Origin of the sequence: Microvirga ossetica, assembly GCF_002741015.1 — a bacterium.
Taxonomy (GTDB): domain Bacteria; phylum Pseudomonadota; class Alphaproteobacteria; order Rhizobiales; family Beijerinckiaceae; genus Microvirga; species Microvirga ossetica.
The window spans coordinates 1,899,630-1,925,537 of sequence record NZ_CP016616.1; the positions used below are offsets into that span (position 1 = coordinate 1,899,630).

29 protein-coding genes and 1 pseudogene are annotated in these 25,908 nt (G+C 65.4%); 14 read left to right on the forward strand and 16 right to left on the reverse strand.

Annotated elements, in window-relative coordinates:
- Positions 1–39: 39 nt before the first annotated feature.
- The 3 genes from BB934_RS08910 to BB934_RS08920 all read left to right on the forward strand — a co-directional run bounded on the left by BB934_RS08910 (position 40) and on the right by BB934_RS08920 (position 2,939).
- The gene (locus tag BB934_RS08910) at positions 40–834 is read left to right on the forward strand and encodes an inositol monophosphatase family protein (protein WP_099509312.1); all 795 of its coding nucleotides are present in this window, start codon (positions 40–42) and stop codon (positions 832–834) included.
- A gap of 114 nt (positions 835–948) precedes the next feature.
- Complete coding sequence (locus tag BB934_RS08915; protein WP_099509313.1) at positions 949–1,911, forward strand: flagellar motor protein MotA; 963 nt, start codon at positions 949–951, stop codon at positions 1,909–1,911.
- Positions 1,911–2,939: a peptidoglycan -binding protein gene (locus tag BB934_RS08920; RefSeq protein WP_099509314.1), complete on the forward strand. Its 1,029-nt coding sequence runs from the start codon at positions 1,911–1,913 to the stop codon at positions 2,937–2,939. The genes BB934_RS08915 and BB934_RS08920 overlap by 1 nt, the downstream gene beginning before the upstream one ends.
- 1 nt (position 2,940) lies before the next feature.
- Here the strand turns inward: BB934_RS08920 and pip are convergent, their stop codons facing one another.
- The gene (gene pip / locus BB934_RS08925; protein ID WP_099509315.1) at positions 2,941–3,894 is read right to left on the reverse strand and encodes a prolyl aminopeptidase; all 954 of its coding nucleotides are present in this window, start codon (positions 3,892–3,894) and stop codon (positions 2,941–2,943) included.
- Between the two features lie 199 nt (positions 3,895–4,093).
- On the opposite strand from pip, the gene BB934_RS08930 reads away from it, so the two are divergent.
- On the forward strand, positions 4,094–4,516 hold the full coding sequence (locus tag BB934_RS08930) for a GFA family protein (RefSeq protein WP_099509316.1): 423 nt from the start codon (positions 4,094–4,096) through the stop codon (positions 4,514–4,516).
- Positions 4,517–4,523: 7 nt separating this feature from the next.
- Here BB934_RS08930 and BB934_RS08935 read toward each other — a convergent pair whose 3' ends face one another.
- Together BB934_RS08935 and BB934_RS08940 are read right to left on the reverse strand one after the other, a co-directional pair.
- On the reverse strand, positions 4,524–4,691 hold the full coding sequence (locus tag BB934_RS08935; protein ID WP_157934102.1) for a DUF3606 domain-containing protein: 168 nt from the start codon (positions 4,689–4,691) through the stop codon (positions 4,524–4,526).
- A 112-nt stretch (positions 4,692–4,803) separates the two neighbouring features.
- Complete coding sequence (locus tag BB934_RS08940) at positions 4,804–6,603, reverse strand: ABC transporter transmembrane domain-containing protein (protein ID WP_099509318.1); 1,800 nt, start codon at positions 6,601–6,603, stop codon at positions 4,804–4,806.
- Between the two features lie 163 nt (positions 6,604–6,766).
- On the opposite strand from BB934_RS08940, the gene rpmE reads away from it, so the two are divergent.
- The gene (gene rpmE / locus BB934_RS08945; protein WP_099509319.1) at positions 6,767–7,006 is read left to right on the forward strand and encodes a 50S ribosomal protein L31; all 240 of its coding nucleotides are present in this window, start codon (positions 6,767–6,769) and stop codon (positions 7,004–7,006) included.
- A gap of 69 nt (positions 7,007–7,075) precedes the next feature.
- On the opposite strand, the gene rcdA is transcribed toward rpmE, so the two are convergent.
- Positions 7,076–7,612, reverse strand: coding sequence for a protease adaptor protein RcdA (rcdA, locus tag BB934_RS08950; protein WP_418294736.1), 537 nt, complete (start codon positions 7,610–7,612; stop codon positions 7,076–7,078).
- Between the two features lie 285 nt (positions 7,613–7,897).
- Entirely contained in the window at positions 7,898–8,104 is a 207-nt protein-coding gene (locus tag BB934_RS08955) for a DUF1192 domain-containing protein (RefSeq protein WP_099509321.1), read from the reverse strand.
- A gap of 102 nt (positions 8,105–8,206) precedes the next feature.
- On the opposite strand from BB934_RS08955, the gene BB934_RS08960 reads away from it, so the two are divergent.
- Positions 8,207–9,205 carry an NAD(P)H-quinone oxidoreductase gene (locus BB934_RS08960; RefSeq protein ID WP_099509322.1) on the forward strand — a complete coding sequence of 333 codons (999 nt, stop codon included), beginning with the start codon at positions 8,207–8,209 and terminating at the stop codon, positions 9,203–9,205.
- 262 nt (positions 9,206–9,467) lie between these two features.
- Entirely contained in the window at positions 9,468–10,184 is a 717-nt protein-coding gene (locus tag BB934_RS08965; RefSeq protein ID WP_099509323.1) for a DUF1013 domain-containing protein, read from the forward strand.
- A 107-nt stretch (positions 10,185–10,291) separates the two neighbouring features.
- Here BB934_RS08965 and BB934_RS08970 read toward each other — a convergent pair whose 3' ends face one another.
- Both BB934_RS08970 and BB934_RS08975 read right to left on the reverse strand, forming a co-directional pair.
- Positions 10,292–10,504 (reverse strand): hypothetical protein, encoded by a 213-nt coding sequence (locus tag BB934_RS08970; protein ID WP_099509324.1) that lies wholly within the window; start codon positions 10,502–10,504, stop codon positions 10,292–10,294.
- A gap of 123 nt (positions 10,505–10,627) precedes the next feature.
- Positions 10,628–11,585: pseudogene (locus tag BB934_RS08975) on the reverse strand (IS630 family transposase).
- A 203-nt stretch (positions 11,586–11,788) separates the two neighbouring features.
- Between BB934_RS08975 and BB934_RS08980 the strand changes: the two are divergent.
- Positions 11,789–12,097 (forward strand): tautomerase family protein, encoded by a 309-nt coding sequence (locus tag BB934_RS08980; RefSeq protein ID WP_237050224.1) that lies wholly within the window; start codon positions 11,789–11,791, stop codon positions 12,095–12,097.
- Between the two features lie 33 nt (positions 12,098–12,130).
- Here BB934_RS08980 and BB934_RS08985 read toward each other — a convergent pair whose 3' ends face one another.
- The gene (locus BB934_RS08985; RefSeq protein WP_099509326.1) at positions 12,131–14,059 is read right to left on the reverse strand and encodes a propionyl-CoA synthetase; all 1,929 of its coding nucleotides are present in this window, start codon (positions 14,057–14,059) and stop codon (positions 12,131–12,133) included.
- Between the two features lie 113 nt (positions 14,060–14,172).
- Between BB934_RS08985 and BB934_RS08990 the strand changes: the two genes are divergently transcribed.
- The gene (locus tag BB934_RS08990) at positions 14,173–14,931 is read left to right on the forward strand and encodes a sulfite exporter TauE/SafE family protein (protein ID WP_099509327.1); all 759 of its coding nucleotides are present in this window, start codon (positions 14,173–14,175) and stop codon (positions 14,929–14,931) included.
- Between the two features lie 77 nt (positions 14,932–15,008).
- On the opposite strand, the gene BB934_RS08995 is transcribed toward BB934_RS08990, so the two are convergent.
- Positions 15,009–15,191: a YdcH family protein gene (locus BB934_RS08995; RefSeq protein WP_099509328.1), complete on the reverse strand. Its 183-nt coding sequence runs from the start codon at positions 15,189–15,191 to the stop codon at positions 15,009–15,011.
- 178 nt (positions 15,192–15,369) lie between these two features.
- On the opposite strand from BB934_RS08995, the gene BB934_RS09000 reads away from it, so the two are divergent.
- From BB934_RS09000 to BB934_RS09020, 5 genes are all read left to right on the forward strand, one after another.
- Positions 15,370–15,570: a YdcH family protein gene (locus BB934_RS09000; RefSeq protein ID WP_099509329.1), complete on the forward strand. Its 201-nt coding sequence runs from the start codon at positions 15,370–15,372 to the stop codon at positions 15,568–15,570.
- Between the two features lie 206 nt (positions 15,571–15,776).
- Positions 15,777–16,283, forward strand: a complete 507-nt coding sequence (gene purE / locus BB934_RS09005; RefSeq protein ID WP_099509330.1) for a 5-(carboxyamino)imidazole ribonucleotide mutase — start codon at positions 15,777–15,779, stop codon at positions 16,281–16,283.
- Between the two features lie 7 nt (positions 16,284–16,290).
- Complete coding sequence (locus BB934_RS09010; RefSeq protein WP_099509331.1) at positions 16,291–17,370, forward strand: 5-(carboxyamino)imidazole ribonucleotide synthase; 1,080 nt, start codon at positions 16,291–16,293, stop codon at positions 17,368–17,370.
- A gap of 167 nt (positions 17,371–17,537) precedes the next feature.
- Positions 17,538–17,771, forward strand: coding sequence for a 30S ribosomal protein S21 (gene rpsU / locus BB934_RS09015; RefSeq protein ID WP_036355008.1), 234 nt, complete (start codon positions 17,538–17,540; stop codon positions 17,769–17,771).
- A gap of 222 nt (positions 17,772–17,993) precedes the next feature.
- On the forward strand, positions 17,994–18,851 hold the full coding sequence (locus BB934_RS09020; RefSeq protein WP_099509332.1) for a tetratricopeptide repeat protein: 858 nt from the start codon (positions 17,994–17,996) through the stop codon (positions 18,849–18,851).
- A 279-nt stretch (positions 18,852–19,130) separates the two neighbouring features.
- Here BB934_RS09020 and BB934_RS09025 read toward each other — a convergent pair whose 3' ends face one another.
- From BB934_RS09025 to BB934_RS09055, 7 genes are all read right to left on the reverse strand, one after another.
- Positions 19,131–19,610, reverse strand: coding sequence for a GNAT family N-acetyltransferase (locus BB934_RS09025; RefSeq protein ID WP_099509333.1), 480 nt, complete (start codon positions 19,608–19,610; stop codon positions 19,131–19,133).
- A 135-nt stretch (positions 19,611–19,745) separates the two neighbouring features.
- Entirely contained in the window at positions 19,746–21,143 is a 1,398-nt protein-coding gene (locus tag BB934_RS09030) for an NAD(P)(+) transhydrogenase (Re/Si-specific) subunit beta (RefSeq protein ID WP_099509334.1), read from the reverse strand.
- A 4-nt stretch (positions 21,144–21,147) separates the two neighbouring features.
- On the reverse strand, positions 21,148–21,597 hold the full coding sequence (locus tag BB934_RS09035) for a proton-translocating transhydrogenase family protein (protein ID WP_099509335.1): 450 nt from the start codon (positions 21,595–21,597) through the stop codon (positions 21,148–21,150).
- 21 nt (positions 21,598–21,618) lie between these two features.
- Complete coding sequence (locus BB934_RS09040; RefSeq protein WP_099509336.1) at positions 21,619–22,755, reverse strand: Re/Si-specific NAD(P)(+) transhydrogenase subunit alpha; 1,137 nt, start codon at positions 22,753–22,755, stop codon at positions 21,619–21,621.
- Positions 22,756–22,832: 77 nt separating this feature from the next.
- On the reverse strand, positions 22,833–23,126 hold the full coding sequence (locus BB934_RS09045; RefSeq protein WP_099509337.1) for an aa3-type cytochrome c oxidase subunit IV: 294 nt from the start codon (positions 23,124–23,126) through the stop codon (positions 22,833–22,835).
- A gap of 113 nt (positions 23,127–23,239) precedes the next feature.
- Positions 23,240–24,457 (reverse strand): glycosyltransferase, encoded by a 1,218-nt coding sequence (locus BB934_RS09050; protein ID WP_099509338.1) that lies wholly within the window; start codon positions 24,455–24,457, stop codon positions 23,240–23,242.
- A gap of 58 nt (positions 24,458–24,515) precedes the next feature.
- Entirely contained in the window at positions 24,516–25,883 is a 1,368-nt protein-coding gene (locus BB934_RS09055; RefSeq protein WP_099509339.1) for an ABC1 kinase family protein, read from the reverse strand.
- Positions 25,884–25,908: the final 25 nt, after the last annotated feature.

Below are 25,908 nucleotides of genomic sequence, written 5' to 3' on the forward strand. Positions count from 1 at the left end.
CTTCTCTTTTGAAAACCGCTCTTTGCCAGGACCTGTACGATGATCCGCTCGCCCCTCATGACCGTCATGACCGATGCCGTGATGAAGGCTTCGCGCTCCCTGAAGCGCGATTTCGGCGAGGTCGAGAACCTGCAGGTCTCCCGCAAAGGCCCCGGCGACTTCGTCACCGCCGCCGACCGCAAGGCGGAGAAGATCCTGCGCGAGGCGCTGGAGAAGGCCCGCCCCGGCTATGGCTTCATCATGGAGGAGGAAGGCATCGTCGAGGGCACCGATCCGAGCCATCGCTGGCATATCGACCCGCTCGACGGCACCACGAACTTCCTGCACGGCTTGCCGCAATTCGCGATCTCCGTCGGCCTCGAGCGCGACGGCACGATCGTTGCCGGCGTGATCTACGACCCGGCCAAGGACGAACTCTTCATCGCCGAGCGCGGCAAGGGCGCCTATCTCAACAACCGCCGCATCCGCGTCGCCGCCCGCGGCGATCTCGCCGATGCGGTGGTGGCCAACGGCCTGCCCCATATCGGCAAGGGCGATCACGGCCTTTATCTGCGCGAGGCAGCCTCCGTGATGGCCTATGTGGGCGGCATGCGCCGCTGGGGCGCAGCCTCCCTCGATCTCGCCTATGTGGCCTGCGGGCGCTTCGATGCCTATTGGGAGCGCGGCCTCAATTCCTGGGACGTCGCCGCGGGCATTCTCTTGATCCGTGAGGCCGGAGGCTTCGTCTCCGACGCGGATGGCGGCGGCGACCCGCTCACCAAGGGCTCGATCGCCTGCGGCAACGAGATCATGCACCGCGAACTGCTCAAGCTCCTGAAGAAGGCAAAGGGGTAGCCCCGGCCGATATTTCTGTTCGCGCAGGTTGCAGAGCACCATGGTCGCGCTTGATCCTTCGGACGGGCGCGGTCACATTGGATCCGCCCCGAAGCACCAAGGCACAGGATAGAGATGGCGGATCGCCCCCTTACCCCACCGTGGATCTACCTCATCCGCATGGGGGTCTTTCTGCTTCTGGCAGCGTTCGTTGCCTTCATCCTCTATCGGCAGATCTGGGAGGCCTTTCAGGCCAATCCCGGCCTCAACGCCCTGATTCTCGGCGTCATGTTCATCGGCATCCTGCTGGCGATCCGGCAGGTCGGGCGCCTGTTTCGCGAGGTGCGCTGGGTCAACGACCAGCGGCCGGGCGAGGAAGAAATCGCCGCCCCCAACCCGCCGGTGCTGCTTGCGCCGCTGGCCGCCCTCTTCGGCAGCCGCCCCGGCCAGTCCGGCTTCTCGATCGCCGCGACCCGCTCCGTCCTCGATTCGATCGGCGCGCGCCTCGACGAGAGCCGCGAGATCGTGCGCTATCTGGCCGGCCTTCTCGTGTTCCTGGGCCTGCTCGGCACCTTCTGGGGCCTCATCGACACGGTGGGCTCGGTCGGCCGCATCATCTCCTCCTTGAGGACCGGTCAGGATTCCGCGGTCCTGTTCGACGAGCTGAAGAACTCGCTCGCCGGCCCCCTGCAGGGCATGGGCCTGTCCTTCTCGGCCTCCCTCTTCGGCCTCGCCGGCTCCCTCGTCCTCGGCTTTCTCGACCTCCAGGCCGGCCAGGCCCAGAACCGCTTCTACACGGAGCTGGAGGATTGGCTCGCCACCTCCACCATGGACACGCCGGCCGAGCCTGCCCTGCGCACCGGCACCCCGCAGGAATTGGCCATCGCCCTCAACCGCCTGACCGCCGCCGTCAACGACGGCGCCGGCGGACGGGCGGCGACCCAGGCCATGGCGAACCTCGCCGAAGGCGTGCAGGGCCTCGTCCAGCACATGCGGGCGGAGCAGCAGATGATCCGCGACTGGGTCGAGGCGCAGGCCACCCGCGAGAAGGAGCTGAAGCAGGTTCTCGACCGCCTCTCCCGTGAAAGGCTGCCCTGATGCCGGTCTCGAGCGCTGGAGGACGTAGGCGCGGGCGCGGGGGGCAGATCAATTACTGGCCCGGCTTCGTGGACGCCCTGTCCACGCTGCTGCTTGCCATCATCTTCCTCATTTCGGTCTTCACGGTCGGCCAGTTCTTCCTCTCCCGCGAATTGTCCGGCCGCGACACGGTGCTCGACCGGCTGAACCGCCAGATCTCCGAGCTCACCGACCTTCTCTCCCTCGAGCGCTCGAACCGGCGCAATATCGAGGAGTCCGTCACCTCGCTGCAGACGACCTTGCGCGCCAACGAGGCCGAGCGCGCGCGCCTGCAGGCGCTTCTCGATACCGGCGGCTCCGTTCAGGCCCAGGCGCGGGAGCTGAACACCCAGCTCGAGACCGAGCGCCAGACGACCGGCCGGGCGCTCAGCCAGGTCGAGATCCTCAACCAGCAGATCCTCGCCATGCGCCGCCAGCTTGCGGCGCTCGAAGAGGCCCTCTCGGCTTCCGAGAACCGCGACCGGGAAAGCCAGGCCCGCGTCGCCGATCTCGGCAGCCGCCTCAACGTCGCCCTCGCGCAGCGGGTGCAGGAACTCGCCCGCTATCGCTCCGACTTCTTCGGGCGCCTGCGGCAGATCCTCGGCACCCGCCCCGACGTGCGCATCGTCGGCGACCGCTTCGTGTTCCAGTCGGAGGTGCTCTTCCAGGCCGGCCAGGCGATGCTGCGCCCGGAGGCCTCAGGGGAGATCGACCGCATCGCCTCCGCCCTGGTCGAGCTGGAGCGTCAGGTGCCGCCGGACATCCCCTGGGTGATTCGCGTCGACGGCCACACCGACCAGCGGCCCATCGCGACGTCGCACTTCCCGTCGAACTGGGCCCTGTCCTCCGCCCGCGCCATCGCCGTGGTGCAGGCGCTCATCGCCCGCGGCGTCCAGCCCCAGCACCTCGTCGCCGCCGGCTTCGGCGAGTTCCAGCCCCTCGACAACGGCACGACGGATGAGGCTTACGCCCGCAACCGGCGCATCGAGCTGAAACTGACGGAGCGCTGAGTCACGCGAACCGGTCCGTCGCGGCGACAATGCTTTCCGTCATTCCCGGATCGCGCGCATCGTGTCCCGCCTCGCTCACGACGATCAGCTCGCTCCCCGGCCATGAACGGTGAAGCTGCCAGGGCGTGACGAGCGGTCCGCCGATATCGAGCCGGCCGTGGATCAGGATGCCGGGAATGTCGGCGAGACGACCTGCACCGCGCAGGAGAACCCCATCATCGAGCCAGGCCCGGTGCCGCCAGTAATGGGTCACCAGTCGTGCGAACCCTAAGCGGAACGCCGGATCCTCGTATCGGGGGTGCGGGGTGTGACCGGGATGGACCGCGACGATGGCCATCTCCCAGTCGCACCAAGCCCGTGCCGCCTTTTCATGGATGGCGGGGTCGGGATGCATGAGGAGCCGGTGATAGGCCTCGGCGAGATTGCCCTCCCTCTCTGCCGACGGGACATTGTCGCGAAAGCGCTCCCAAGCCTCGGGAAAGAACATGCCGACGCCCCGGGTGATCCAGTCGATTTCCGAAGGCGTGGTGGTCGCGATGCTGAACAAAACCATCTCGCTCACGCGCTCGGAATTCTCTTCGGCATAAGCGAGCGTCAGGGTCGAGCCCCAGGATCCGCCGAGCACCAGCCAGCGCCCGATCCCGAGATGCTGCCGCAGGCGCTCGATATCGGCGAGCAGATGCCCTGTCGTGTTGGTCGAAAGATCGACATCGGGAACGCTCGCATGCGGCGTGCTGCGCCCGCTCCCGCGCTGATCGAACAGCACGATGCGATAGGCCTTCGGATCGAAGTAGCGCCGCGCATTCACGGTGCAGCCGGAGCCGGGACCGCCATGGAGAACCAGAGCAGGCTTTCCATCGGGATTGCCGCATACTTCCCAATAGATGCGATGCTCGTCGCCGACATCGAGCATGCCGGTCTCGTAGGGCTCGATGGGTGGGTACAAAGTTGTCATGCACCCAGCATGTCGATTTTGAGGATGCACGTCGAGGAGGTGTCGTCCGTCACGTCGGCCACTCGCATCGTTGCCTATAATGGTGCCGCGGTTCGGTTTATGATGGCAGGACCGCTGGCCGGTTCGCTTGACCCGTCTTCGTGTCATTCTCCTGCATCTGCCGGCTGTCTGTGATGGGGCAAACCTGAAGGGATGAACCATGACGCACCTGGGAAGCTGTTTTTGTGGCGCAGTCACAGTGGAGGTCGATGGAGACCCCGAGGCCATGGGCTACTGCCATTGCCAATCGTGCCGTTCGTGGTCCGCCGGGCCCGTGAATGCCTTCAGCCTCTGGAAGCCGGAGGCCGTGCGGATCACATCCGGGGAAGAGCATGTCGCCACATTCCAGAAGACCGAGCGCAGCCAGCGTCAATATTGCGCGAAATGCGGCGGGCACCTGATGAACAGGCACCCGCTTTGGGGCGTCGTGGACGTGTATGCCGCAACGATTCCAACGCTGGCTTTCGTCCCCGCCGTCCATGTCAATTATGCGGAGACGGTGCTGCCCATGCGGGACGGATTGCCCAAGCTGAAGGATTTTCCGGCCGAACTTGGCGGCTCCGGCGAGACGATGGCCGAGTGATCGTCGGCTAATTCTTCCCCAGTGCCTGGGCGACATCCTCGACTTGGTCGCCGACGCGCCGGATGACGTCCACGAGTCTCTGCCGCGGGACGTTCCACCGGTTCGACCAATATTGCAGGTCCCAGGCCTCATACATGTTGATGCGGGGGGAATCCTGCGGATGCCGCCTGCTCACGACCATGCCTCCTCCCTGCCGGTCCCAAGCGCCCGTTTCGGCTTAATGGAAATCAAATGGGAGTAGCTCGGAGGAAGTCAGCCCGCGGAGGTGCATCTTTTTAGGGCAATGGCTACTCCGCAGCCGCGACATGCTCCTCGTCGGCCGTGAACTGAAGCCGGGCCAGCCGGGCATAGAGGCCGCTCTGGGCGAGGAGCGCCTCGTGGGTCCCCTCCTCCACGATCCGGCCCTGGTCCATCACCAGGATGCGGTCGGCGGAGCGTACGGTGGCGAGCCGATGGGCGATGACCAGGGTGGTGCGGCCTTCCATCAGCCGATCGAGGGCCGTCTGGACCTTGCGCTCGCTCTCCGCGTCCAGCGCCGAGGTCGCCTCGTCGAGGAGCAGGATGGGCGCGTCCTTCAGGATCGCCCGGGCGATGGCGAGGCGCTGGCGCTGGCCGCCCGACAGGGTCACGCCGCGCTCGCCGATCATGGTCTCGTAGCCCTGCGGCATGGCCCGGATGAAGCCGTCGGCCGAGGCGAGCTCGGCCGCCCGGCGCACGTCCTCTTCCGCCGCCTGGGGGCGGCCGTAGCGGATGTTGTCGAGCACGCTCTCGGCGAAGATCGTCGGTTCTTGCGGCACCAGGCCCATGCGGGCGCGCAGCGCGAAGGGATCGGCCTCGGCGACCGGCACGCCATCGACCCAGATCGTGCCGCCCTGCGGATCGTAGAAGCGCAGCAGCAGCTGCAGGATCGTGCTCTTGCCGGCGCCGGAGGGTCCGACGATGGCGACACGCTCGCCGGAGGAAACGGCAAAGCTCAGGCCGTGCAGAGCCCGCTGCTCGGAGCGGGTCGGATAGGAGAAATGCACGTCCTGGAAGGCCACCGTGCCGAGGGGCGGGTTGGGCAGCGGCTTGGGATTGCGGGGCGCTTCGACCGCAGGCTTGGCGGCGAGGATCTCACCGAGGCGCTCGGCGGCGCCGGCCGCCTGGGCGAGCTCGCCATAGACCTCGGACAGCTGGCCGAGGGAGCTCGCGGCAAAGACGGCGTAGAGAACGAATTGCGACAGGCGCCCGCCGGTCATCTCGCCCGCCAGCACGTCCTGCGCTCCGTACCAGAGTACGCCCACCACGCTCGCCGAGACCAGGAAGATGCCGGCACCCGTAAGGAGGGCCCGCATGGTGGTGGAAAGCCGTGCCGCGTCGAATGCCTCCTCGGCGGCGGCGGTGAAGCGGGAGGCGGTGAGGCGCTCCATGCCGAAGGCCTGCATGGTCCGCACCGCGCCGATGGCCTCTGCCGCATAGGCCGAGGCATCGGCAAGCCGGTCCTGCGCCGCTCGTGAGCGGCGTCGCACGGCCCGTCCCGAGAAGACCAGGGGCAGGACGATGACGGGTATCGCGAGCAGCACCAGGGCGGAGAGCTTCGGGCTCGTGATGATCATGAGCACGGTGGCGCCCAGGAAGAGGAAGAGGTTGCGCAGGGCGATCGAGATGCTGACCCCGAAAGCCGCCTTGACCTGGGTCGTGTCCGCGGTGAGCCGCGACACGATCTCACCGCTCCGGGTCTGGTCGAAGAAGGCGGGATCGAGGGAGGTCAGATGCCGGAAGACGGCAGAGCGCAGATCGGCCACCACCCGCTCGCCGAGGGTAATGACGAGGTAATAGCGCAGCGCGCTCGCCAGGGCGAGCACGCCCACCACGATGATCAGCAGGACGAAATAGGCATTGATGTAGGCCCGGCCCTGCTCGGAAAAGCCGAAATCGATCACCCGGCGCACCGCCACGGGCACGACCAGCGTTGCCGCAGAGGCCATAGCCAGAGCCGCCAGCGCCGCCGCGATCCGGCCCTTGTAGGCGAGGCCATAGGGAATGAGCGGCTTCAAGGCGCTCAGCGCAGCCTTGGGGCGGGTCTGCCCTTCGGAGAAATCGGCCATGACACCCTTCGTTTCCGGGAAATCTCGTTGCGGCAGGGTTTAGCACCTTTGCCCCGGCTTGTTTCAAGGTCTTAAGTGAGGTATAGGCGCGCATTCATCAATTCAGGCTCGATCTACGCTGCGGGCTGACCAGGCTTGGCTGGCCGCAAGAAGGACTATGGCAATGGCGCGCAAAGAAACCGATCATCCCGATTACCACTTCATCAAGGTGGTCATGACCAACGGCACCGAGTTCACGACCCGCTCGACCTACGGCAAAGAGGGCGACACCCTCAACCTCGACATCGACCCGAACACCCACCCGGCCTGGACCGGCGGCACGCAGCAGCTGCTCGACCGCGGCGGTCGTCTGTCGCGCTTCAACTCGAAGTTCGGCAACCTGGGCCTCGGCGCCAAGAAGTAATCCGCGACGCGGATCGTTTCAGACAGGACTGCAAAAAGCCCCGCTTCGGCGGGGCTTTTTCGTTGCTTCTCACTCCGCTGGGCCGAAAGCCCGCTGCAGCAGGCCGAGCTGGGCCGCGACCGGATTCTGGGCCGAGGGCCGGCCTTCCGCCCCGGCCTCGGCGATGAGCCGTTCGAGATGCAGGATGCGGGCGTGGAGCCGGGTCGCGAGGCCCATGAGCTCGCGCAGGCGCTCCGGAAGCGCCTCGTATTCGGCAATCGTCGTGGCGCTGTCGGACGCATTGAGCCGCACGCGGCTCTTCTCGGTCTGGGCCTGGTCGGCCGAGATCTCCCCCTCAGCCACGGCGCGCTGCAGCAGGAGCCAGGAAGCGATCTGCATCAGGCGGGTGGTGAGGCGCATGCTCTCGCTGGCATAGACGAGGCTCGCCTGGCGCGACAGGTGGCGCGATTCCTCGCGGCCCGCGCCGTCGAGATAGGCCGCCGTCTCCTCGACGAGCTCCATGCCCTCCTGGAACAGGGCCTTGAAGGCGTCGGAACCCACGAAACTCTGCCCGAACCGGACAGGATCGACGTCGAGCTGGATCACGTCGGGTTCGTTCACGCACATCTCCCAGGGACTGCACTCCGCCGTAACGGGCCGGAGGTCTGTTCAATTCATGGGACGATTATAGGACGGACAGGCAAGGCTTGCCTCGGTAACCTCTTCTTAAGGTTAAGCCCGAATCCGACAAAAATCGAGCCGCTCTCGGGCGGCTCTTCAAGTCTAACAGGGAAGCGTCAAACAGAGTGGGCTTCAAAGCCACTCGGCATCCGGGAGAAGGCTCCGGACGCCCTCATTCCTAGCCGAGAATGGTTAACGGGCCGTTAAGGACGTTTCCCCGTTACACCCGCGTCAGTCCTGCCCCAGCTTGAAGAAGGCGCTCGCGGCCGCAAGGGAGCTTTCCTTGCCGGCCTTCGCTTCCTTGAGGCGGGCGATCTCGCGCTCCAGCGTCTCGACCCGTTCATCGAGCTCGTCGATGGAGAGCAGTGAGAGGTCCTGGCCGATCTCATGTCCGCGCACGATCTTGCGCGGCTCATCGGCGAAGGGATCGAAGGCCATTGCGTTCTCCTCTTCAGCGGTTCGTCGTCAACTTAGTCCGGCGTGTTTTCCTTGCCAACGGAGCCTATATCCGGGGGAGATTGTTGGCCAAAGGAGGGAAAAATGGGGCAACTTCCGAACATGATGCGGGCAGTCGTCGCCGAAGGCAGCGGCGGGCCGGACGTCTTGAAGGTCGTCGAGCGTCCCGTTCCCCAACCGAAGGAGGGCGAAATCCTGGTCCGCGTGAAGGTGGCGGGCGTGAATCGCCCTGACGTGATTCAGCGCCAGGGTGGCTATCCCCCTCCTCCCGGCGCTCCCGACATCCTCGGGCTCGAGATCGCCGGCGACGTGGCGGCCGCCGGCCCGAACGCCACGCGATATCCCGTCGGCACACCCGTCATGGCCCTGGTGCCGGGCGGCGGCTATGCGGATTATGCGGTCGTTCACGAGAGCAACGCGCTTCCCATCCCCGCCGGCCTGTCCATCGAGGAGGCCGGCGCGGTTCCGGAAACCTATTTCACCGTCTGGACCAACGTGTTCGACCGCGGCCGCCTGCAGCCGGGCGAGACCCTTCTCGTCCATGGCGGCACCTCGGGCATCGGCACCACCGCGATCCAGCTCGCCAAGGCCTTCGGGGCCAGGGTGATCGCCACCGCCGGAAGCCAGGAGAAATGCGACGCCTGCCTGCGGCTCGGTGCCGACATCGCCATCAATTACCGGACGCAGGATTTCGTCGCGGCGGTCAAAGAGGCGACCGGAGGCCAGGGCGCCGACGTGATCCTCGACATGGTCGGGGGCGAATACATCCCGCGCAACTACGAGGCCGCGGCCCAGGACGGGCGGATCGTGCAGATCGCCTTTCTCCAGGGACCCAAGGCCGAGGTCGATTTCCGCCGGCTGATGGTCAAGCGCCTGACCCATACGGGTTCGACCCTGCGGCCGCGCCCGCCGGCGGAGAAGGCCCTGATCGCCCGCTCCCTCGAGGACAAGGTCTGGCCTCTGTTGGCTGAGGGGCGGTGCCGGCCGGTGATGGATTCGCGCTTCGCCTTCGCCGACGTGGCCAAGGCCCATGCCCGCATGGATGGCGGCGAGCATATCGGCAAGATCGTTCTCATCCTCTAGCGTCGGGAGACCCACGAACGGCCCGGGTTCAGCGCGATGGACGCTGGCGCGAGCCGAAAAAGCGCGCGTCGGGCGCAGGTGAGGTTGGGTTTCGCGTCCGGTGCTCCAAATATTTGCAACATCGCGGCACGATCCCTATAATCATCTCGTTTCCCTCACATCGTGAGACGAGATGCTCCGGTCCGCACCGGTTCGGAGCGAGAGAGAGTTTTGCCGTGCGGCGCCGATTGGCCGGCGCCCGGCCTGAAGGAGGTTCGCTTACATGTCCCAGGGACCGCTGATGCCGAAGGCGACAGCCGTTTGGCTCGTCGAGAACACATCCCTGTCGTTCGACCAGATCGCCGATTTCTGCAAGCTCCACCCGCTCGAGGTGAAGGGCATTGCCGACGGCGAAGTCGCGGCAGGCATCAAGGGCTCGGACCCGATCACCATGGGCCAGCTGACCCGCGAGGAGATCGAGAAGGCTCAAGGTGACCCGAACCATCGCCTCCGGCTCGCCGAATCGCGGGTGAAGCTGCCTGAGCAGAAGCGGGTCAAGAAGGGGCCGCGCTACACCCCCGTCTCTCGCCGCCATGACCGCCCGAACGCGATCCTCTGGCTAGTGCGCAACCATCCCGAGCTGAAGGACGCGCAGATCATGCGCCTCGTGGGTACCACCAAGACCACGATCCAGCAGGTCCGCGAACGCACTCACTGGAACTCGGCCAGCCTCTCCCCGATGGATCCGGTGACGCTCGGCCTGTGCTCGCAGATCGATCTCGATTTCGAGGTCCAGCGCGCCGCCAAGGACCGTCCGCATGTGGAAGTTCAGGAGCATGGCGGCACCTTGATGCCAGCGGAAGTCTCCACGGCGCCGGAGCGGGTCGACCCCTTCGCCGACATGAGCCGCCCGAAGCCGGTCCAGGAAGAGAAGATCGACGTCAACTCCGTCTTCGCCAAGCTCAAGCAGCTCAAGCGCTCCGACGAGGACGAAGAGTAAGGTTCACGCAAAAAGGCCCGGATCGCTCCGGGCCTTTTCGTTTGCGGGATCGTCTAGCGCAGCGTGCGGAAAATCGGATCCAATGCTGACGCCCGGTGCGCTAACGCTCAGCCCTGGCGCCTGGGACGCCGCTTGCGCGGCTTTGCGGGCCTGTCGCGATTGCGCTCGAAGCTCGCCTTTGCCGCAACGGCCTGCCTGCGCGCCGACCCGCGCGCCTTCTTCAAGGCTTCATGCTCCTGCGCCTTCTCATCCGTCGTGAGCACCTGTGCCAGAAGCACCTCGAAGCTCGCCTGAAGGTCATTGTCCGATTGCCCTGTCATTCCGACCTTTCGGCATCCTGTCCGGCCCAGGGCCATGGGCGCCCGATGCACAATATCGGTTCTAGAGCACAGGACCCAAAAGTGGACCCACTTTTCCGCACGATGCGCTAGAGCATCGGACGGTTAAACGGACGCATATCCGGCAGCCTTAAGGTAGTTCCAGCACTCTTGTGGTTCGAACAGGTTGCAGATCTCACCGAGCGCTCGCCAGAGCGCGTCGAACGTTCGGGCCTCGGCCTTGCGCAAGTGCGCTTTGATCTTGGCAAAGGCCTGTTCAATTGGATTAAGATCAGGCGAATAAGCAGGTAAAAACAGGAACCAGGCTCCGCGTTGCTTCAGACACTGAGCGGCCTTCTCGCTCTTGTGGACAGCCAGGTTGTCGAGAATCACCACATCGCCTTTGCGCAGCGTCGGCGCGAGCTGCGTCTCAATGTAAGCCTCGAACGCCAACCGGGTGATCGGGCCATCGATGATCCACGGCGCGCACAACTCGTTGCACCGTAGCCCAGCCAGAAAGGTATGGGTTTTCCAGTGTCCAAAGGGAGCTTTCATGCGTAGGCGCTGGCCCCTGCGGCTCCGCCCGCGCAGGCGCGTCATCTTGGTGTTGACATACGTCTCGTCCAGGAACACCAGCCGGTGCGTCTCCTGGCGCATGCGCGGCTGGCGCTGGGCATGCCAGACCCGGCGCTCATCCCGCACATCGGCGCGTGCGCACTCCGCCGCCATCAGGCATTTTTTTATATGAGAAGCCGTGCCGGCACAGGAAGCGCGAGAGCATCGCGGGAGCCGCAACGATCCCATGCTCAGTCAGCAGCCTTGCGGCCAGCTCGGGCATGGTGATGGCCGGCTCGGCCTCGACCGTCTGGATCAAGAAGCTCTCATAGGGCACCAGCTTGCCGCGTCCGGGCGGACGGCCTTGCCGGGCCGGTGCCGGCGAGCCGAACCGCCGCTTCCGCTGCACCAGCTTGATGGCGAAACTCTCGCTGACGTCAAAGTGCTGGGCTGCCGCCCGGCAGGAATGACCTGCATCGACAAAGTCGGCGACGCGCACCCGCAGATCCAGGGAATAGCAATGACCCATAATCCACCTCCCAGTCCAGGCAGTGAATCACAGCTCGGCCTCGCACAGAAGCCAGGAGTCTCATTTCCGGTCCGAGGCTCTAGCCAGCGCTCCTGCGGTGTCAGATGATGGCGATTGGAACAGCTCTGTTATTAGGTTTCGACCCTATGCCAGCAACCCGAATTGACACACGCCGCGGTTGGATCGAGCCTCGCCGACGTGAGGTGGTCGAAGCGGTGCAACGCGCTTTGCAAACCGGCCTCGGGATTCGCGATCATGGATGCATCCGGCTGATGGAGCATGATGACGGCGCCATGATCGCTCCACAGGGCAAGGGGCCGTCGTACGTTATGGTGGAAATCACCCTCTTTCCTGGCCGCTCACTGGAAATCAAGCGACGCCTCTATGCAGCCCTCGTGGAGGAGCTCGGCGCGTTCGGAGTGCCTGCGAGCGACATCCAGACGGTCCTTATCGAGGTTGAGCCGGTGAATTGGGGTCTCCAGGGCATTCCTGCCAGCGAAATCGGGCCGTAGGATAAAATCGGCATCCGACACCAATGCCACGACTCAGGCTCCATCGCGTGCTCCGACAAGCCCCCTCGCTCGCAGCACGTCCCCGATCTCGGTCAGGACCATGGGATCGTCGATGGTGGCGGGCGTCGACCACGCATCGCCATCGGCGATCTTCTTCATGGTGCCGCGCAGGATCTTGCCGGACCGGGTCTTGGGCAGGCGCGCTACGGTGATCGCCAGCTTGAAGGCGGCCACCGGCCCGATCCTGTCGCGCACCAGGGCCACGAGTTCCGCCTCCACCTCTTCCGGCGGCCGGTCGATGCCGGATTTCAGCACCACGAAGCCGCACGGCACCTCGCCCTTCAGCGAATCCTTCACGCCGATCACGGCGCATTCTGCGACCGCCTGATGGGAGGCCAGCACCTCCTCCATGCCGCCGGTCGAGAGACGGTGGCCGGCGACGTTGATGATGTCGTCGGTGCGGCCCATCACCCAGATATAGCCGTCCTCGTCGAGATAGCCGGCATCCGAGGTGTTGTAGTAGCCGGGATAGACCGAGAGGTAGGATTCCTTGAACCGCTTGTCCGCCTGCCAGAGGGTCGGCAGCGCCCCGGGCGGCAGCGGCAGCTTGATGACGATGGCGCCCATGGTGTTGGGAGCGACAGGCTTGCCGCCTTCGTCCAGCACCTCGAGGGTATAGCCCGGCATCGCCACCGTGGGAGAGCCGTGCTTCACGGGGAGAGCTCCTAGTCCCAGCGGGTTGCCGGCCACCGGCCAGCCGGTCTCCGTCTGCCACCAATGGTCGATGACGGGCACCCGGAGAATGTCCTCGGCCCATTTCACCGTATCGGGATCGGCGCGCTCGCCGGCGAGGAACAGGGCGCGGAACGAGGAGAGATCGTATGTCTTCAGGAGTTCCGCCTTCGGATCCTCCTTCTTGATGGCGCGAAAGGCCGTGGGCGCGGTGAACAGCGTCACGACCCCATGATCGGAGATCACCCGCCAATAGGCGCCGGCATCGGGCGTGCCCACCGGCTTGCCCTCGTAGAGAACGGCCGTGCAGCCGTGGAGAAGCGGTCCGTAGACGATGTAGGAATGGCCGACCACCCAGCCGACGTCCGAGGCGGCCCAGAACACCTCGCCCGGCTTCACGCCGAAGAAATGGCCCATGGACCATTTGAGCGCGACCATATGGCCGCCATTGTCGCGCACCACGCCCTTCGGAACGCCGGTCGTACCCGAGGTGTAGAGCACGTAGAGCGGATCGGTGGCCGCGACCGGCACGCATTCGGCCTTGCGTCCCTCGGCCCGCGCGGCGTCGACGGCGCTCGTCCAATCCCGGTCGCGGCCGTCGTTAAGCGCGCATGCGAGCTGCGGTCGCTGGAAGACGAGGCAGGCTTCCGGCTTCGAGGTGGAGAGCGTGATCGCCTCGTCGAGCAGCGGCTTGTAGGGGATGACCCGGGCGCCCTCGACGCCGCAGGAGGCGGAGAGGATGACCTTCGGCTTGGCGTCGTCGATGCGGGTCGCGAGCTCCTTCGCCGCAAAGCCGCCGAAGACCACGGAATGGATCGCCCCGATGCGGGCGCAGGCCAGCATCGCGAAGCTGGTCTCAGGGATCATCGGCATGTAGATGACGACGCGATCCCCTTTGACGACGCCCATCTCCTGCAGCACGGCGGCCAGCGTCGCCACCTCGTCCTGCAGCTCGGCATAGGTGATGCTGCGCTTCGTGTTGGTGACCGGGCTGTCGTAGATGATTGCCGCCTGGTCGCCGCGCGTGGCGACATGCCGGTCGACCGCGTTGTAGCAAGTGTTGCACTCAGCCCCGACGAACCAGCGCCCATAGACGCCGGCTTGGCTGTCGAACACCTTGTCCGCCGGCCTGATCCAATCGATATCCCACGCGGCCGCCTCCCAGAATCCCACGGGATCGGATTGCCATCCGGCATAGACCTCTCGATAGCGGCTTTGGGTCGATGGCATGGCGCTCCCCGTTGCGTTCACTGCATGAGACTTCAAGAGCCTGCTGTGGTAGCAGGCCCCTAAGCCGTGGTCAGGCGCGACTTTCGGTGAGTCGACTTTCGGCGAGTGCATTCGTGATTACCGATCCTCTTTTCTACGCCGCCGCCGTTCCAGCGGTCATCCTGCTGGGGCTTGCCAAAGGCGGCTTCTCGGGCCTCGGCGCCCTCTCGCTGCCCCTGATGGCGCTCGTGGTATCGCCCGTGCAGGCGGCGGCTATCACCCTGCCGATCCTGATCGTCCAGGACGTTGTATCGGTCTGGGCCTATCGGCACACCTGGGACCGCCACAACGTGATCATTCTGCTCCTCGGCGCCATCTCCGGCATCGTGACGGGCTATCTCCTGGCGGCCCAGGTCTCCGATGCAGCGGTCAAGCTGGCCGTCGGCCTGATCTCCGTGGCCTTCGCCGTCCGCCGCATGGTGGTGGAGCGCCGCAAAACCCCGCCGAAGCCTGCCCCGGCCGATGTGCCGCGCGGCATCTTCTGGGGCTGGGTGACGGGGTTCACCAGCATGGTCGCCCATGCGGGCGGACCGCCCTTCCAGATCTATGTCATGCCTCAGCGGCTGCCGCGGGATATCTTCGTGGGCACAGGTGCGGTGCTCTTCGCCCTCGTCAACTGGATCAAGGTGCCGCCTTATCTGGCGCTCGGGCAGTTCACGGTCGAGAACATGGCAACGGCGGGCGCCCTGTTTCCAGTGGCTATCGCCTCCACCTGGGCCGGCGTGATGCTCGTGCGGCGCGTCTCGGGCCAGAGCTTCTACACGGCCGTCTATGTGCTGCTGGTCCTGGTGGGGATAAAGCTTGTCTATGACGGCGCGGCCGCTTTGTTCTGACCTCGCCAGCAAAAAGCCGTCGCCCCGGATGTGAAGCGACGGCTTCCTGGTGTGGGAATTCTCGAGGAACCTCGCGGCTAGTGCACCGCCGTTTCGGAGGTTCTCAGTCTTGCGATCTCGTCCTTGAGCTGAAGCTTCCTTCGCTTGAGTTCTGCCAGCCTCATGTCATCCATCGACGGTCTGTTAAGGGTATCCTGGATCTCGCGCTCGAGAGCCCGATGCTTCCGTTCCAGTTCCGTCAGGTGATTCTGCAGCGGCATGTCAGTTCCTCCTATGTGTTTACTGACGGCGCAATTGTGCCAGCGAGAGTGTGGCGAGTCGAAGGCGAAATTCGAAGAATCGACCATGGAAGATGCTTGCCCTCCACAGGCCCCGAGAGCATAATTCCGCCCCTCTTGCCCGGCGGCCGACAACGACCTGGCATCTTGGGTAGTTTAAATGACCGAATTGGCTGAACTGGAAGCGGACTTGGCCCGCCTCAAGCAGGAACATCGCGATCTGGATATGGCGATCGACGCACTGGAGAGCATGGTTGCGGGGGATCAGCTGCAGGTCCAGCGTCTGAAGAAGCGCAAGCTCGCCCTGAAGGATGTGATCATCCGGCTCGAGGATCAGCTCACCCCCGACATCATTGCATAAGAAGCCTAGAGCATCAGAAGCCTAGAGCATCGGCCCCAAAAGTGGACCCACTTTTGGGATCCAATCCGATGCTCAGTCCATTAAGCGGCGCATCGTTCGGCGCGGAAAACCGGATCCACTTTTCCGCACGATGCGCTAGCCTTTTGCGGTGAACGGCCTTGCCTGCCCCGGGCGGCTTCGCTATTCCCGCTGGACATCAAGGCCTCATGCCGGAGCACGCCATGACGGGAACCCCCATTGCCATCATCATGGGCAGCCAGTCCGACTGGGCCACCATGCGCCATGCCGCCGAGACCCTCGACGCGCTCGGCATCGCCTACGATGCCCGCATCGTCTCCGCCCACCGCACCCCGGACCGGCTCTATGCCTTCGCCAGGAACGCCAAGGCGGAGGGTTTCCAGGTGATCATCGCCGGCGCAGGCGGCGCGGCCCACCTGCCCGGCATGACCGCTGCCATGACCCCCCTGCCCGTCTTCGGCGTGCCGGTGGAATCCAAGGCGCTGTCGGGCGAGGACAGCCTCCTCTCCATCGTTCAGATGCCGGCCGGCATTCCCGTCGGCACGCTCGCCATCGGTCGGGCGGGCGCCGTGAACGCAGCCCTTCTCGCCGCCGCCGTCCTCGCCCTGCACGATTCCGCCCTCAGCCAGCGCCTCGACGAGTGGCGCAAGCGCCAGAGCGACAGCGTGGCCGAGCGGCCCTCCAACGAAGGCTGACCACCCGATGATCCGTCCCGGCTGCACCCTCGGTATCCTCGGCGGCGGACAGCTCGGCCGCATGATCGCCATGGCCGCCGCACAGCTGGGCCTGAAGGCCCACATCTATGCGCCGGAGGAAAACAGCCCGGCCTTCGAGGTGGCGACCGAAATCACCATCGCGGCTTACGAGGACGAGGCGAACCTGGTGCGCTTCGCCAAGGCGGTCGACGTGGTGACCTATGAGTTCGAGAACGTGCCGAGCGAGACCGCCTCGACCTTAAGCGCCCATGCCCTGCTCGCCCCCAACGCCCAGGCGCTGGCCGTGTCGCAGGACCGGTTCCTGGAGAAGAGCTTCATCGCGGGCCTGGGCATCGACGTCGCTCCCTTCGAGACCTTTTCGGACGAGGCCGAGCTTGCTGCGGCGCTGGAGCGGATCGGCCGACCGGCCGTGCTCAAGACCCGGCGCTTCGGCTATGACGGCAAGGGACAGGTGATGATCCGGCCCGAGACCGACCCCGTTGCCGCCTGGGACGAGATCGGCCGCGCCGCCGCCATCCTCGAAGGCTTCGTGCCCTTCGAGCGCGAGGTTTCCGTGGTTGCCGCCCGCACAGCCTCCGGCGCCTTTGCCGCCTATGACCTGTGCGCCAACGAGCACCGCCACCACATCCTCGACACCACGCAGGTTCCGGCGGGCGTCTCGGATGCGACGGAAGAGCAGGCCGTCGGAATCGCCCGGTCCATCGCCGAGGCGCTCGATTATGTCGGCGTCCTGGCGGTCGAGCTGTTCCTGGTGACCGCGGGCGGCGGTGAGCGCCTCGTGGTCAACGAGATCGCTCCGCGGGTGCACAATTCCGGCCACTGGACCTTGGGCGGCGCCGCGACCTCGCAGTTCGAGCAGCATGTGCGCGCCGTCTGCGGCTGGCCGCTCGGCGGGACGGCCCGGCTCGGCCGGGTCGAGATGAAGAACCTGATCGGGCACGATGCCGATGCCTGGGAGGAAATCCTGGCCGAGCCCGGGGCGCATCTGCACCTCTACGGCAAGGCCGAGGCCCGGGCGGGCCGCAAGATGGGACACGTCACGCGGGTTTTTCCGGAGAAGGGCTGAACCTTTTCAAACCGGGGCCGTTGTCACACTTGACCGGCGCTTTTCTTGAAGGGCAACCCTGGACAGGCAAGGCTTCTTCTGGTATCGACGCCGGCCAGTGAGAGGTGCGCATGACGCGCCTCGTTGTTTTTTATCACAATCGAAACGGATCAAAACGAGGAATTCGCGTGCAGGTTCTTGTCCGGGATAACAACGTCGACCAGGCGCTCCGCGCTCTCAAGAAGAAGATGCAGCGTGAGGGCATCTTCCGCGAGATGAAGCTTCGCGGTCATTACGAGAAGCCGTCTGAGAAGAAGGCCCGCGAGAAGGCTGAGGCCGTTCGCCGCGCTCGCAAGCTGATCCGTAAGCGCATGCAGCGCGAAGGCCTGCTGCCTTCGAAGCCCCGCCCGACGACCCGCTAAGCTCTTCTGAGCAAGCCTTTCTCAAGGCTGGCCTATCGGTTGTGAACCAGCGCCCTTCGCGTGAAGCGGGGCGCTGTTTGCATGTCTGGGGCTTGGCCTCCGAACCGATAGGCAGGCCTCTTGCGCGGCAGCGCCTTTTTGATGCCTTGTTTCACGGCTGTTAAGGATTTCCCGCCAGAGTGCCGCTTCCTTGGTACGTGAGTAGATAAGCTGGAGACGAAGGTGTTCGCCCCATCGATTCGCCGTTTTGCCCCCTTGAGCCTGACCCTCGTCGCCCTCGGCCTTTCCGCCTGCAGCACCGTGGGCAGTGGCCCCGCCCAGCGCATCGCGGTGGTGGAAGAGGACACGCAGGGCACGAGCACCGTCAACATCTCCTCGCTCTCGGACGTGATCCAGCGCAACCCGAACGATCCGGGCGCCTATAACACCCGCGGCGCGGCTTACGCCCGCGTCGGCAATTACAGCAGCGCCATGTCGGATTTCGGCAAGGCGGTACAGCTCGATCCCAATTACGCGCCAGCCTACACCAACCGGGCGCTCGCCCTGCGCCAGACGAACCGTAACGATCAGGCGCTGGCCGATTTCTCCCGCGCGATCCAGGCCGATCCGAACTACGGCCCGGCCTATATCGGCCGCGCCAACCTGTACCGGGCGCAGAACCAGTATCAGGAGGCGCTGAGCGACCTGAACATGGCGACTCGCCTCCTGCCCGAATCCGCCGAAGCGCTCCATTCCCGCGGCCTGCTCTACCAGCGCCAGGGCATGCACCCGCAGGCGATCCTGGATTTCGACGCCACCATCGACCGCAACCCCTTCGTCGGCGCGCCTTACGCTGCCCGCGGCCAGAGCTTCGTGGCGACCAACCAGTTCGACAAGGCCATCGAGGACTTCAACGCAGCCCTCAACGTCGATGCCAAGGATGCCAATTCCTGGGCCTGGCGCGGCGTCGCCTACGAGCGCAAGGGCGACCGGCAGCAGGCGATCGAGAGCTACCAGCACGCGCTCGCCATCGACAACGGCAACAGCGTCGCCCGCCAGGGCTCGACCCGCCTCCAGGGCGGCGGCCTGTTCCGCTCTTGAGAGTCTGACTCGCAAAGCACGGGAAACCCTCCTCCCCCTTGTGGGGAGGAGTTGGAGGTGGGGGTGTGAGCGATAGCCTATCAGGCTCCGGCGCCAACACCCCCACCCTTAATCCCTCCCCACAAGGGGGAGGGAGAACGCACCTGCGCCTCATCGAAAGACTTCTGGAAGCGCATGCGGACCTGCATGCGCTTCTTTTGTATGTGGAAAGCCTCGGGCTTCTCGATTGCTGAAAGCTGACGATAAAGCCGAGGAAATCAGGACGGCTTACCCGTCCCTTCACACGTCCTTCGACATGATCGACACGTAGGGCTCGAAGCCGAAGGCGCGATAGGTACGTTCGGCGCGCTCGTTGGCGACGAGGACGCCGATGAACAGGCGCTTCAGACCCGCTTCCTTCGTCAGGCGCTCGGCTTCGGCCAGCAGCATCTTGCCGATGCCGCGGCCGCGCCAGTCGTCATGCACGATCAGGTCCGTCACCGTGCCGTGGTTGCGCAGGCCGTCGGACACGTAGGCGGCATCCTGATCGAGCGAGAAACCCATGACGCCGACGACGACCCCTTCCGTCTCCGCCAGGACGATGCGGCCGTTGCGCCGGGACAGGCGCTGCATCAGCTCGTCGTAATACTCCGCCGCCGCTCCGTAATCGCGCCGCCGGTCGCCGACGAGATCGGCTTCGAAGACGTTGAGCCGGTGGATCAGCTCGACGACCTTGTCCTTGTCGAAAGGAAGGGCGGTGCGGAGGGCGATGGACGACATGAGAGTATCCGGGTCAGAAGACGGCTTCTTAAATCAGTTTTTGCGCGGGCCGTCATGATGGTCGTTCATTGCCACTGTCGATCCCAATAAAAATGCCCGGCACGAGGCCGGGCATTCTCAACGATCCGAACCGGATCAGAGGTTCTTCAAGATCTGGTCGACCACTTTCTTGGCGTCGCCGAAGAGCATCATGGTGTTGTCGCGGAAGAACAGCTCGTTCTCGACGCCGGCATAGCCGGAGCCCATGCCGCGCTTGATGAACAGCACGGTCTTGGCGCGCTCCACGTCGAGGATCGGCATGCCGAAGATCGGCGAGGCCGGATCGGTCTTGGCGGCGGGGTTCGTCACGTCGTTGGCGCCAATCACGAAGGCCACGTCGGCCTGCGGGAACTCGCCGTTGATGTCCTCGAGCTCGAACACCTCGTCGTAGGGCACGTTGGCTTCCGCGAGCAGCACGTTCATGTGGCCCGGCATGCGGCCCGCCACCGGATGGATGGCGTATTTCACCTCGACGCCTTCGGCCTTCAGCTCGTCCGCCATCTCGCGCAGGGCATGCTGCGCCTGCGCCACCGCCATGCCGTAGCCCGGCACGATGATGACCTTCGAGGCATTCTTCATGATGAAGGCGGCATCGTCAGCCGAGCCCTGCCTCACCGGCCGGGTCTCGACCGCGCCGCTGCCGGCGGCCGCCGTCTCGCCGCCGAAGCCGCCGAGGATCACGGAGATGAAGGAGCGGTTCATGCCCTTGCACATGATGTAGGACAGGATCGCACCCGAGGAGCCGACCAGCGCGCCGGTGATGATGAGCGCAAGGTTGCCCAACGTGAAGCCGATGCCCGCCGCCGCCCAGCCCGAATAGGAATTGAGCATCGACACCACCACCGGCATGTCCGCGCCGCCGATGGGGATGATCAGCGTGACGCCGAGCACGAAGGAGATCAGCACGATCAGCCAGAAGACCGCGTGGCTCTCCGTGCGGATGAAGAAGACGAGCAGAACGAGGAGCAGCAGGCCGAGGCTGATATTGAGGAGATGCCGGCTCGGCAGCAGGATCGGCTTGCCGGACATGCGCCCGTCGAGCTTCAGGAACGCGATCACGGAGCCGGTGAAGGTGATGGCGCCGATGGCCACACCGAGCGCCATCTCGAACAGCGAGCCGCCGTGGATGGTGCCGACCGAGCCGATGCCGAAGGCCTGCGGCGCGTAGAGCGCGCCCGCGGCCACGAGGACCGCCGCGAGGCCGACCAGGGAGTGGAAGGCGGCGACGAGCTGCGGCATGGCCGTCATCGGCACCCGCTTGGCGACCACGGCGCCGATGCCGCCGCCGATGCCGAGGCCGAGGATCACCAGCGCCCAGCCGCCGATGCCGCTCGGCGGGGACACGAACAGGGTGGTGAGGATGGCGATCCCCATGCCCACCATGCCGTAGAGATTGCCCTGACGGGAGGTGGTCGGGTGCGACAGGCCGCGAAGGGCCAGGATGAAGAGGACGCCCGAGACGAGATAGAGGATCGAGGCTAGATTGGCCGACATCGCCTCACCCCTTCTTGCGGTACATGGCGAGCATGCGCTGGGTCACCAGGAAGCCGCCGAAGATGTTGATCGAGGCAAGGACGAGCCCGATGAAGCCGAGCGCCCGCGCCCAGATCGGCCCCTCGCCCAGAGCCGGCGCCACGTCGACGCCCACCGCCAGGACCGCGCCGACCACGATGACCGAGGAGATCGCGTTGGTAACCGACATGAGCGGAGTGTGCAGCGCCGGGGTGACCTGCCAGACCACGTAGTAGCCGACGAAGATCGCCAGCACGAAGATGGCGAGGCGAAACACCGTGGGGTCGACGGCCCCGTGGGTGACGGCGGCCGCGGCGGCTCCTGCCGCATCGGCGACCTGATCGGCGATGGTCTGGGCCGCCTCGGCCGAGCGTCTCGCGGCCTCTGCCGCCGCTCGGGCCTGCTCGACGGCCTGTTCGGGCGTAAGCGTTGCCATGGTGTCCTCCCCTTGGACGGGTTAAGCGGTCGGCTGGAATGCGGTGTGAACGATGGCGCCGTCGCGGGTCAGGCAGGTGGCCTTGACCAGCTCGTCGTCCCACTTCACGGCCAGTTCCTTGGTTTCCTTGTTCACCAGCGTCTCGACGAAGGCGTAGAGGTTCTTCGCGTAGAGGCTGGACGCCGTGGCGGCGAGGCGTCCGGGCACGTTGAGGTGGCCGACGATCTTGACGCCGTTATGCTCCACCACCCCGCCTGCTTGAGCCAGCTCGACGTTGCCGCCGCGCTCGACCGCCAGATCGACGATGACCGAGCCGGGCTTCATGGATTCGACCATGGCCCGGGTCACGAGCTTCGGCGCCGGCCGGCCAGGGATCAGGGCCGTGGTGATGACGATGTCCTGCTTGGCGATGTGGGAGGCGACGAGATCGGCCTGCTTGGCCCGGTACTCCGCCGACATCTCCTTGGCATAGCCCCCGGCCGTCTCGGCCTGCTTGAACTCCTCGTCCTCCACCGCGACGAACTTGGCGCCCAGGCTCTCCACCTGCTCCTTGGCGGCGGGACGCACGTCGGTGGCGGTCACCACCGCGCCGAGGCGGCGGGCGGTGGCGATGGCCTGGAGGCCGGCGACGCCGGCACCCATGACGAAGATCCGGGCGGCCGGCACGGTGCCGGCGGCGGTCATCATCATCGGAAATGCCCGGCCGTATTCGGCCGAGGCGTCGATGACGGCCCGGTAGCCGGCGAGATTGGCCTGAGAGGAGAGAACGTCCATCACCTGCGCGCGGGTGATGCGGGGCATCAGCTCCATGGCGAAGGCGGCGACCTGGGCATCGGCGAGGCTTTTTAGGGCCGCGTCCTGGCCATAGGGGTCCATGATGGCGATGACCAGGGCGCCGGGCTTGGCGCCCGTCAGTTCGCCCTCGGCGGGGCGGCGGACCTTGAGGACGACATCCGCATCCTTGAGGGCCTCGGCGGCGCCAGAAGCGATCGAAGCGCCGGCAGCCTCGAACTCGGCGTCGGGAACGCCGGCTTTCGCGCCGGCCCCGGCCTGGACGACCACGTCAGCGCCGAGGCTTTTGTATTTCTTGACGGTCTCAGGGGTGGCGGAAACGCGTGTCTCCGCTCCATCGGTTTCGGAGAGAACGGCGATCCGCATTGTGGTCCCCCTGCGATTAGGTCAATGGCTCGAGATCAAGCTCTTGTCGTTTGTTTCCGTCAACGCTCTCTCGAGGCTCAGTAGAAGACGAGCGCCAGAAGAAGAAGAATGGCGACGGCTGCCGGAGCACGCACGCCGATCGACGGAGCCATGGCGCCGAGACCGCCCGCGGCGAGCGAGAGGATGACGCCGAAGATCGCCGTCACCCAGGCATGCTTGATGCCGCCGACGGCCAGCGCCAGGACGTGGCAGATGATGACCGCGGTCGCGATCTCCGCGAACTTGACGAATCCCTGATAGGTCTCCTCATGGGTGCGGGCATCCATATCCGGACTGTAGCCCCCATGCGGCGCGTGTTTTGTATCGGCCATACTTCAAAGCCCTGTTCAGCGTCACGTGTTAATGGCTGCGTTTAACGCATGAGATGAGGAGCCGCAATCTTTCGAATGGCTCCAAATGAAAACTTTATGAATGCATTTCGCTCTTAACTGATCCCGAGAAACGCGCGCCATTGCGGCAGGCAGACGGTCTCGTAATCATATTGCGCCACCGCGATCCTGCGGGCCTCCGCCGCCATGGCGGCGGACTTCTCCCTATCGGTCAGGGTCTCGCGCACCCGCTCGGCGAGCGCCTTCTCGTCGAAGAAGGGGAAGAGGCGCCCATTCACTCCGTCCTGGACGATCTCTCGCACCGGCTCCGTATCCGAGGCCACGATCCGGCATTCCAGCGCCATGGACTCGATGGAGGACCAGGACAGCACGAAGGGATAGGTCATGTAGACATGGGCCGAGGAGACCTGCAGCACCTTCACGAACTGGTCGTAGGGCAGGTTTCCGACGAAATGCACCCGGGACCAGTCGACAGGCCGCTCGATCCTCGACTTGAAGACGTCGAACCAGGTCTTTCCCTCCGGTGCCGAGCCGGAATAACTGGTGCCGCGCCCGCCGATGATCACCACCCGGAGGTCCGGGTCGATATCGAGGAGATAGGGCAAGCTCTTGAAGACGATATGCGCGCCCCGCATCGGCTCGATGTTGCGGGTCACGTAGGTGACGATGGGGGTGTCGCGGGTGAGATGGGGCCCATCCTGGCCGAGCTGGATCCGCACCTTGGGATCGGGCTGGAGCCTCTTTGTGTCGATGCCGTCGTGGATGATGGCGAGCCGGTCGTGCAGATAGGTCGGGAACGTGTCGCGCTGGTAGCGCGTCGGGGCCACGGCGAGGTCCGCCGCATCGAGGGCGCCGAGCTGCATGGAGTTCTTCAGGCGCAGGCGCCAGATTACCTCCTCGTTGGTGACCGGGAACTCGGGATCGAAGTCGAGGTCCTGCCCCTTGGCGTGGTAATAATACTCGAAATAGGCGACGTGGCGGGCCTTGGGCCAGATGTCCTTCAGAAAGAGGTTCTCACCCCAGCCTGTATTGACCACCACCACATCCGGCTCGAAGCCCTGTTGCGCCAGCTCCTTGGCCCTGTGCGCGACGCCGTAGGCGCGGCGCAGGCGCGGAATGACGGGGGAGTAGCGGTTCTGATACGGCGCGTCCTCCGGACCGGGGACGGCATTGTAGGAATAGTACTTCACGCCCGGGATCGCGCATTGCTTGACCATCCCGAGGCCCACGACCTCGTGCCCCTCGGCGACGAAGCTCCGGGACAGGCGCAAAAACTGGCCCGGGAAATTCTGGTGAACGAAAGCGATCTTCATCAGGTGCCCCTAACGCTTCGTCATGCCCTAAGGCCGAACGGCGCAAGATGCAACCTCATTACACAGGACTTGGTAAACCGGAAGCGCTCAGCGCCTCTTTCTGCTTTTGCTCCAGGCTTTCGAGGGAGAAGCGCTCGATCTCGTTCTCGAAGAGGCGGTGATAGTTGAGCTCCGCCTTGAGATGCAGGAAGACTGCGCCGAGACCGACGGCGGCGCGGTCCATGAAAACGAATTCCCGCGGGACGGTGACCGGCCCCTTCTCCTTCAGGGCCTTGTGCACCTCGAAGGCCTGGCGGCGGCCGTATTCGCCGGGCTTCACCCCGTCCGCCACGGTGCGGACCCGGTCGTCGAGGAGCGGGGCGTAGATGAAGCGGGCCCAGATGTTGAGAATGTCGATCAGCTCGTTCGAGAGGCTCTTGAATCCCCAGGTCTCGTAGGCATGGACGACGCGGGCGCGGTCGTCGGTCTGAAGGCCGCGATAGAGATCGACCACGCCGCCGACGAAGCGCGGATGGAAGATGCGGACGCAGCCATAGTCGAGAAGGTTGATGCCCCCCGGCTCGCCGCCTTCGGAAAAGACGGTGTAATTGCCGAGATGCGGATCGCCGTGGATGACGGCCGCATGACTGAAGGGATGCCACCAGGCCTTGAACATCGCCACTGCCAGCCGGTTGCGGATCTCGACGGGGCTTTCCGTGAATTGTAGGATCTTCTCGCCCTCGAGCCATTCGAGCGACAGGAGGCGCTTCGTCGACAGCTCAGGATGGACCCGCGGCACACGGACCTCGTCCACATCGGAAAGGGCCTCGGCATAAAGAGCCGCATGCCTGGCCTCGCGCTCGTAATCGAGCTCCTCGCGCACCCGCTCGCCGATCTCCTTGGCGATCTCGCGGGTGTCGATGGCCGGATCCATGCGGCGATGGACGGCGAAGACCCATTCGAGCTGCTGGAGATCCGCCTCCACGGCGGATTGCATGTCCGGGTACTGGAGCTTGCAGGCGATGGTCTCGCCATCCTTCGTGCTGGCCCGATGGACTTGACCGAGGGAGGCGGCGGCGGCGGGGTTGAGATCGAAGGAGCCGAACCGGCCCTGCCATTGCGGCCCGAGCTCCGCCTGCATGCGGCGCTTGACGAAGGCTGCCCCCATGGGCGGCGCCTCACTCTGCAGCTTCTGCAGCTCGGCGGCGTATTCCGGCGGGATGAGGTCGGGGATGGTGGCCAGCAGCTGCGCCACCTTCATGATCGGCCCTTTCAGGCCGCCGAGCGCCTGGGCCAGCACCGCCGCATTGGAGGCATCGCGTGCATCGCCCCCGAAGAGCCGCGATCCCGCCATGCGCGCCGCCACCCCGCCCATATTGGCGCCGACCCGGGCATAGCGGGCAGCGCGCGCGGAGAAGCGGTTCGCTTCGCGGTCGGAATCGGCCATGACGTGAGATCTCTTGCTCTGAAAC

Coding starts and splice junctions, on each gene's coding strand:
- BB934_RS08910 (WP_099509312.1), top strand. CDS start 40: ATGATCCGCTCGCCCCTCATGACCGTCATGACCGATGCCGTGATGAAG.
- BB934_RS08915 (WP_099509313.1), top strand. CDS start 949: ATGGCGGATCGCCCCCTTACCCCACCGTGGATCTACCTCATCCGCATG.
- BB934_RS08920 (WP_099509314.1), top strand. CDS start 1,911: ATGCCGGTCTCGAGCGCTGGAGGACGTAGGCGCGGGCGCGGGGGGCAG.
- pip (WP_099509315.1), bottom strand. CDS start 3,894: ATGACAACTTTGTACCCACCCATCGAGCCCTACGAGACCGGCATGCTC.
- BB934_RS08930 (WP_099509316.1), top strand. CDS start 4,094: ATGACGCACCTGGGAAGCTGTTTTTGTGGCGCAGTCACAGTGGAGGTC.
- BB934_RS08940 (WP_099509318.1), bottom strand. CDS start 6,603: ATGGCCGATTTCTCCGAAGGGCAGACCCGCCCCAAGGCTGCGCTGAGC.
- rpmE (WP_099509319.1), top strand. CDS start 6,767: ATGGCGCGCAAAGAAACCGATCATCCCGATTACCACTTCATCAAGGTG.
- rcdA (WP_418294736.1), bottom strand. CDS start 7,612: ATGTGCGTGAACGAACCCGACGTGATCCAGCTCGACGTCGATCCTGTC.
- BB934_RS08955 (WP_099509321.1), bottom strand. CDS start 8,104: ATGGCCTTCGATCCCTTCGCCGATGAGCCGCGCAAGATCGTGCGCGGA.
- BB934_RS08960 (WP_099509322.1), top strand. CDS start 8,207: ATGGGGCAACTTCCGAACATGATGCGGGCAGTCGTCGCCGAAGGCAGC.
- BB934_RS08965 (WP_099509323.1), top strand. CDS start 9,468: ATGTCCCAGGGACCGCTGATGCCGAAGGCGACAGCCGTTTGGCTCGTC.
- BB934_RS08970 (WP_099509324.1), bottom strand. CDS start 10,504: ATGACAGGGCAATCGGACAATGACCTTCAGGCGAGCTTCGAGGTGCTT.
- BB934_RS08985 (WP_099509326.1), bottom strand. CDS start 14,059: ATGCCATCGACCCAAAGCCGCTATCGAGAGGTCTATGCCGGATGGCAA.
- BB934_RS08995 (WP_099509328.1), bottom strand. CDS start 15,191: ATGCCGCTGCAGAATCACCTGACGGAACTGGAACGGAAGCATCGGGCT.
- BB934_RS09000 (WP_099509329.1), top strand. CDS start 15,370: ATGACCGAATTGGCTGAACTGGAAGCGGACTTGGCCCGCCTCAAGCAG.
- purE (WP_099509330.1), top strand. CDS start 15,777: ATGCCGGAGCACGCCATGACGGGAACCCCCATTGCCATCATCATGGGC.
- BB934_RS09010 (WP_099509331.1), top strand. CDS start 16,291: ATGATCCGTCCCGGCTGCACCCTCGGTATCCTCGGCGGCGGACAGCTC.
- BB934_RS09025 (WP_099509333.1), bottom strand. CDS start 19,610: ATGTCGTCCATCGCCCTCCGCACCGCCCTTCCTTTCGACAAGGACAAG.
- BB934_RS09030 (WP_099509334.1), bottom strand. CDS start 21,143: ATGTCGGCCAATCTAGCCTCGATCCTCTATCTCGTCTCGGGCGTCCTC.
- BB934_RS09035 (WP_099509335.1), bottom strand. CDS start 21,597: ATGGCAACGCTTACGCCCGAACAGGCCGTCGAGCAGGCCCGAGCGGCG.
- BB934_RS09040 (WP_099509336.1), bottom strand. CDS start 22,755: ATGCGGATCGCCGTTCTCTCCGAAACCGATGGAGCGGAGACACGCGTT.
- BB934_RS09045 (WP_099509337.1), bottom strand. CDS start 23,126: ATGGCCGATACAAAACACGCGCCGCATGGGGGCTACAGTCCGGATATG.
- BB934_RS09050 (WP_099509338.1), bottom strand. CDS start 24,457: ATGAAGATCGCTTTCGTTCACCAGAATTTCCCGGGCCAGTTTTTGCGC.
- BB934_RS09055 (WP_099509339.1), bottom strand. CDS start 25,883: ATGGCCGATTCCGACCGCGAAGCGAACCGCTTCTCCGCGCGCGCTGCC.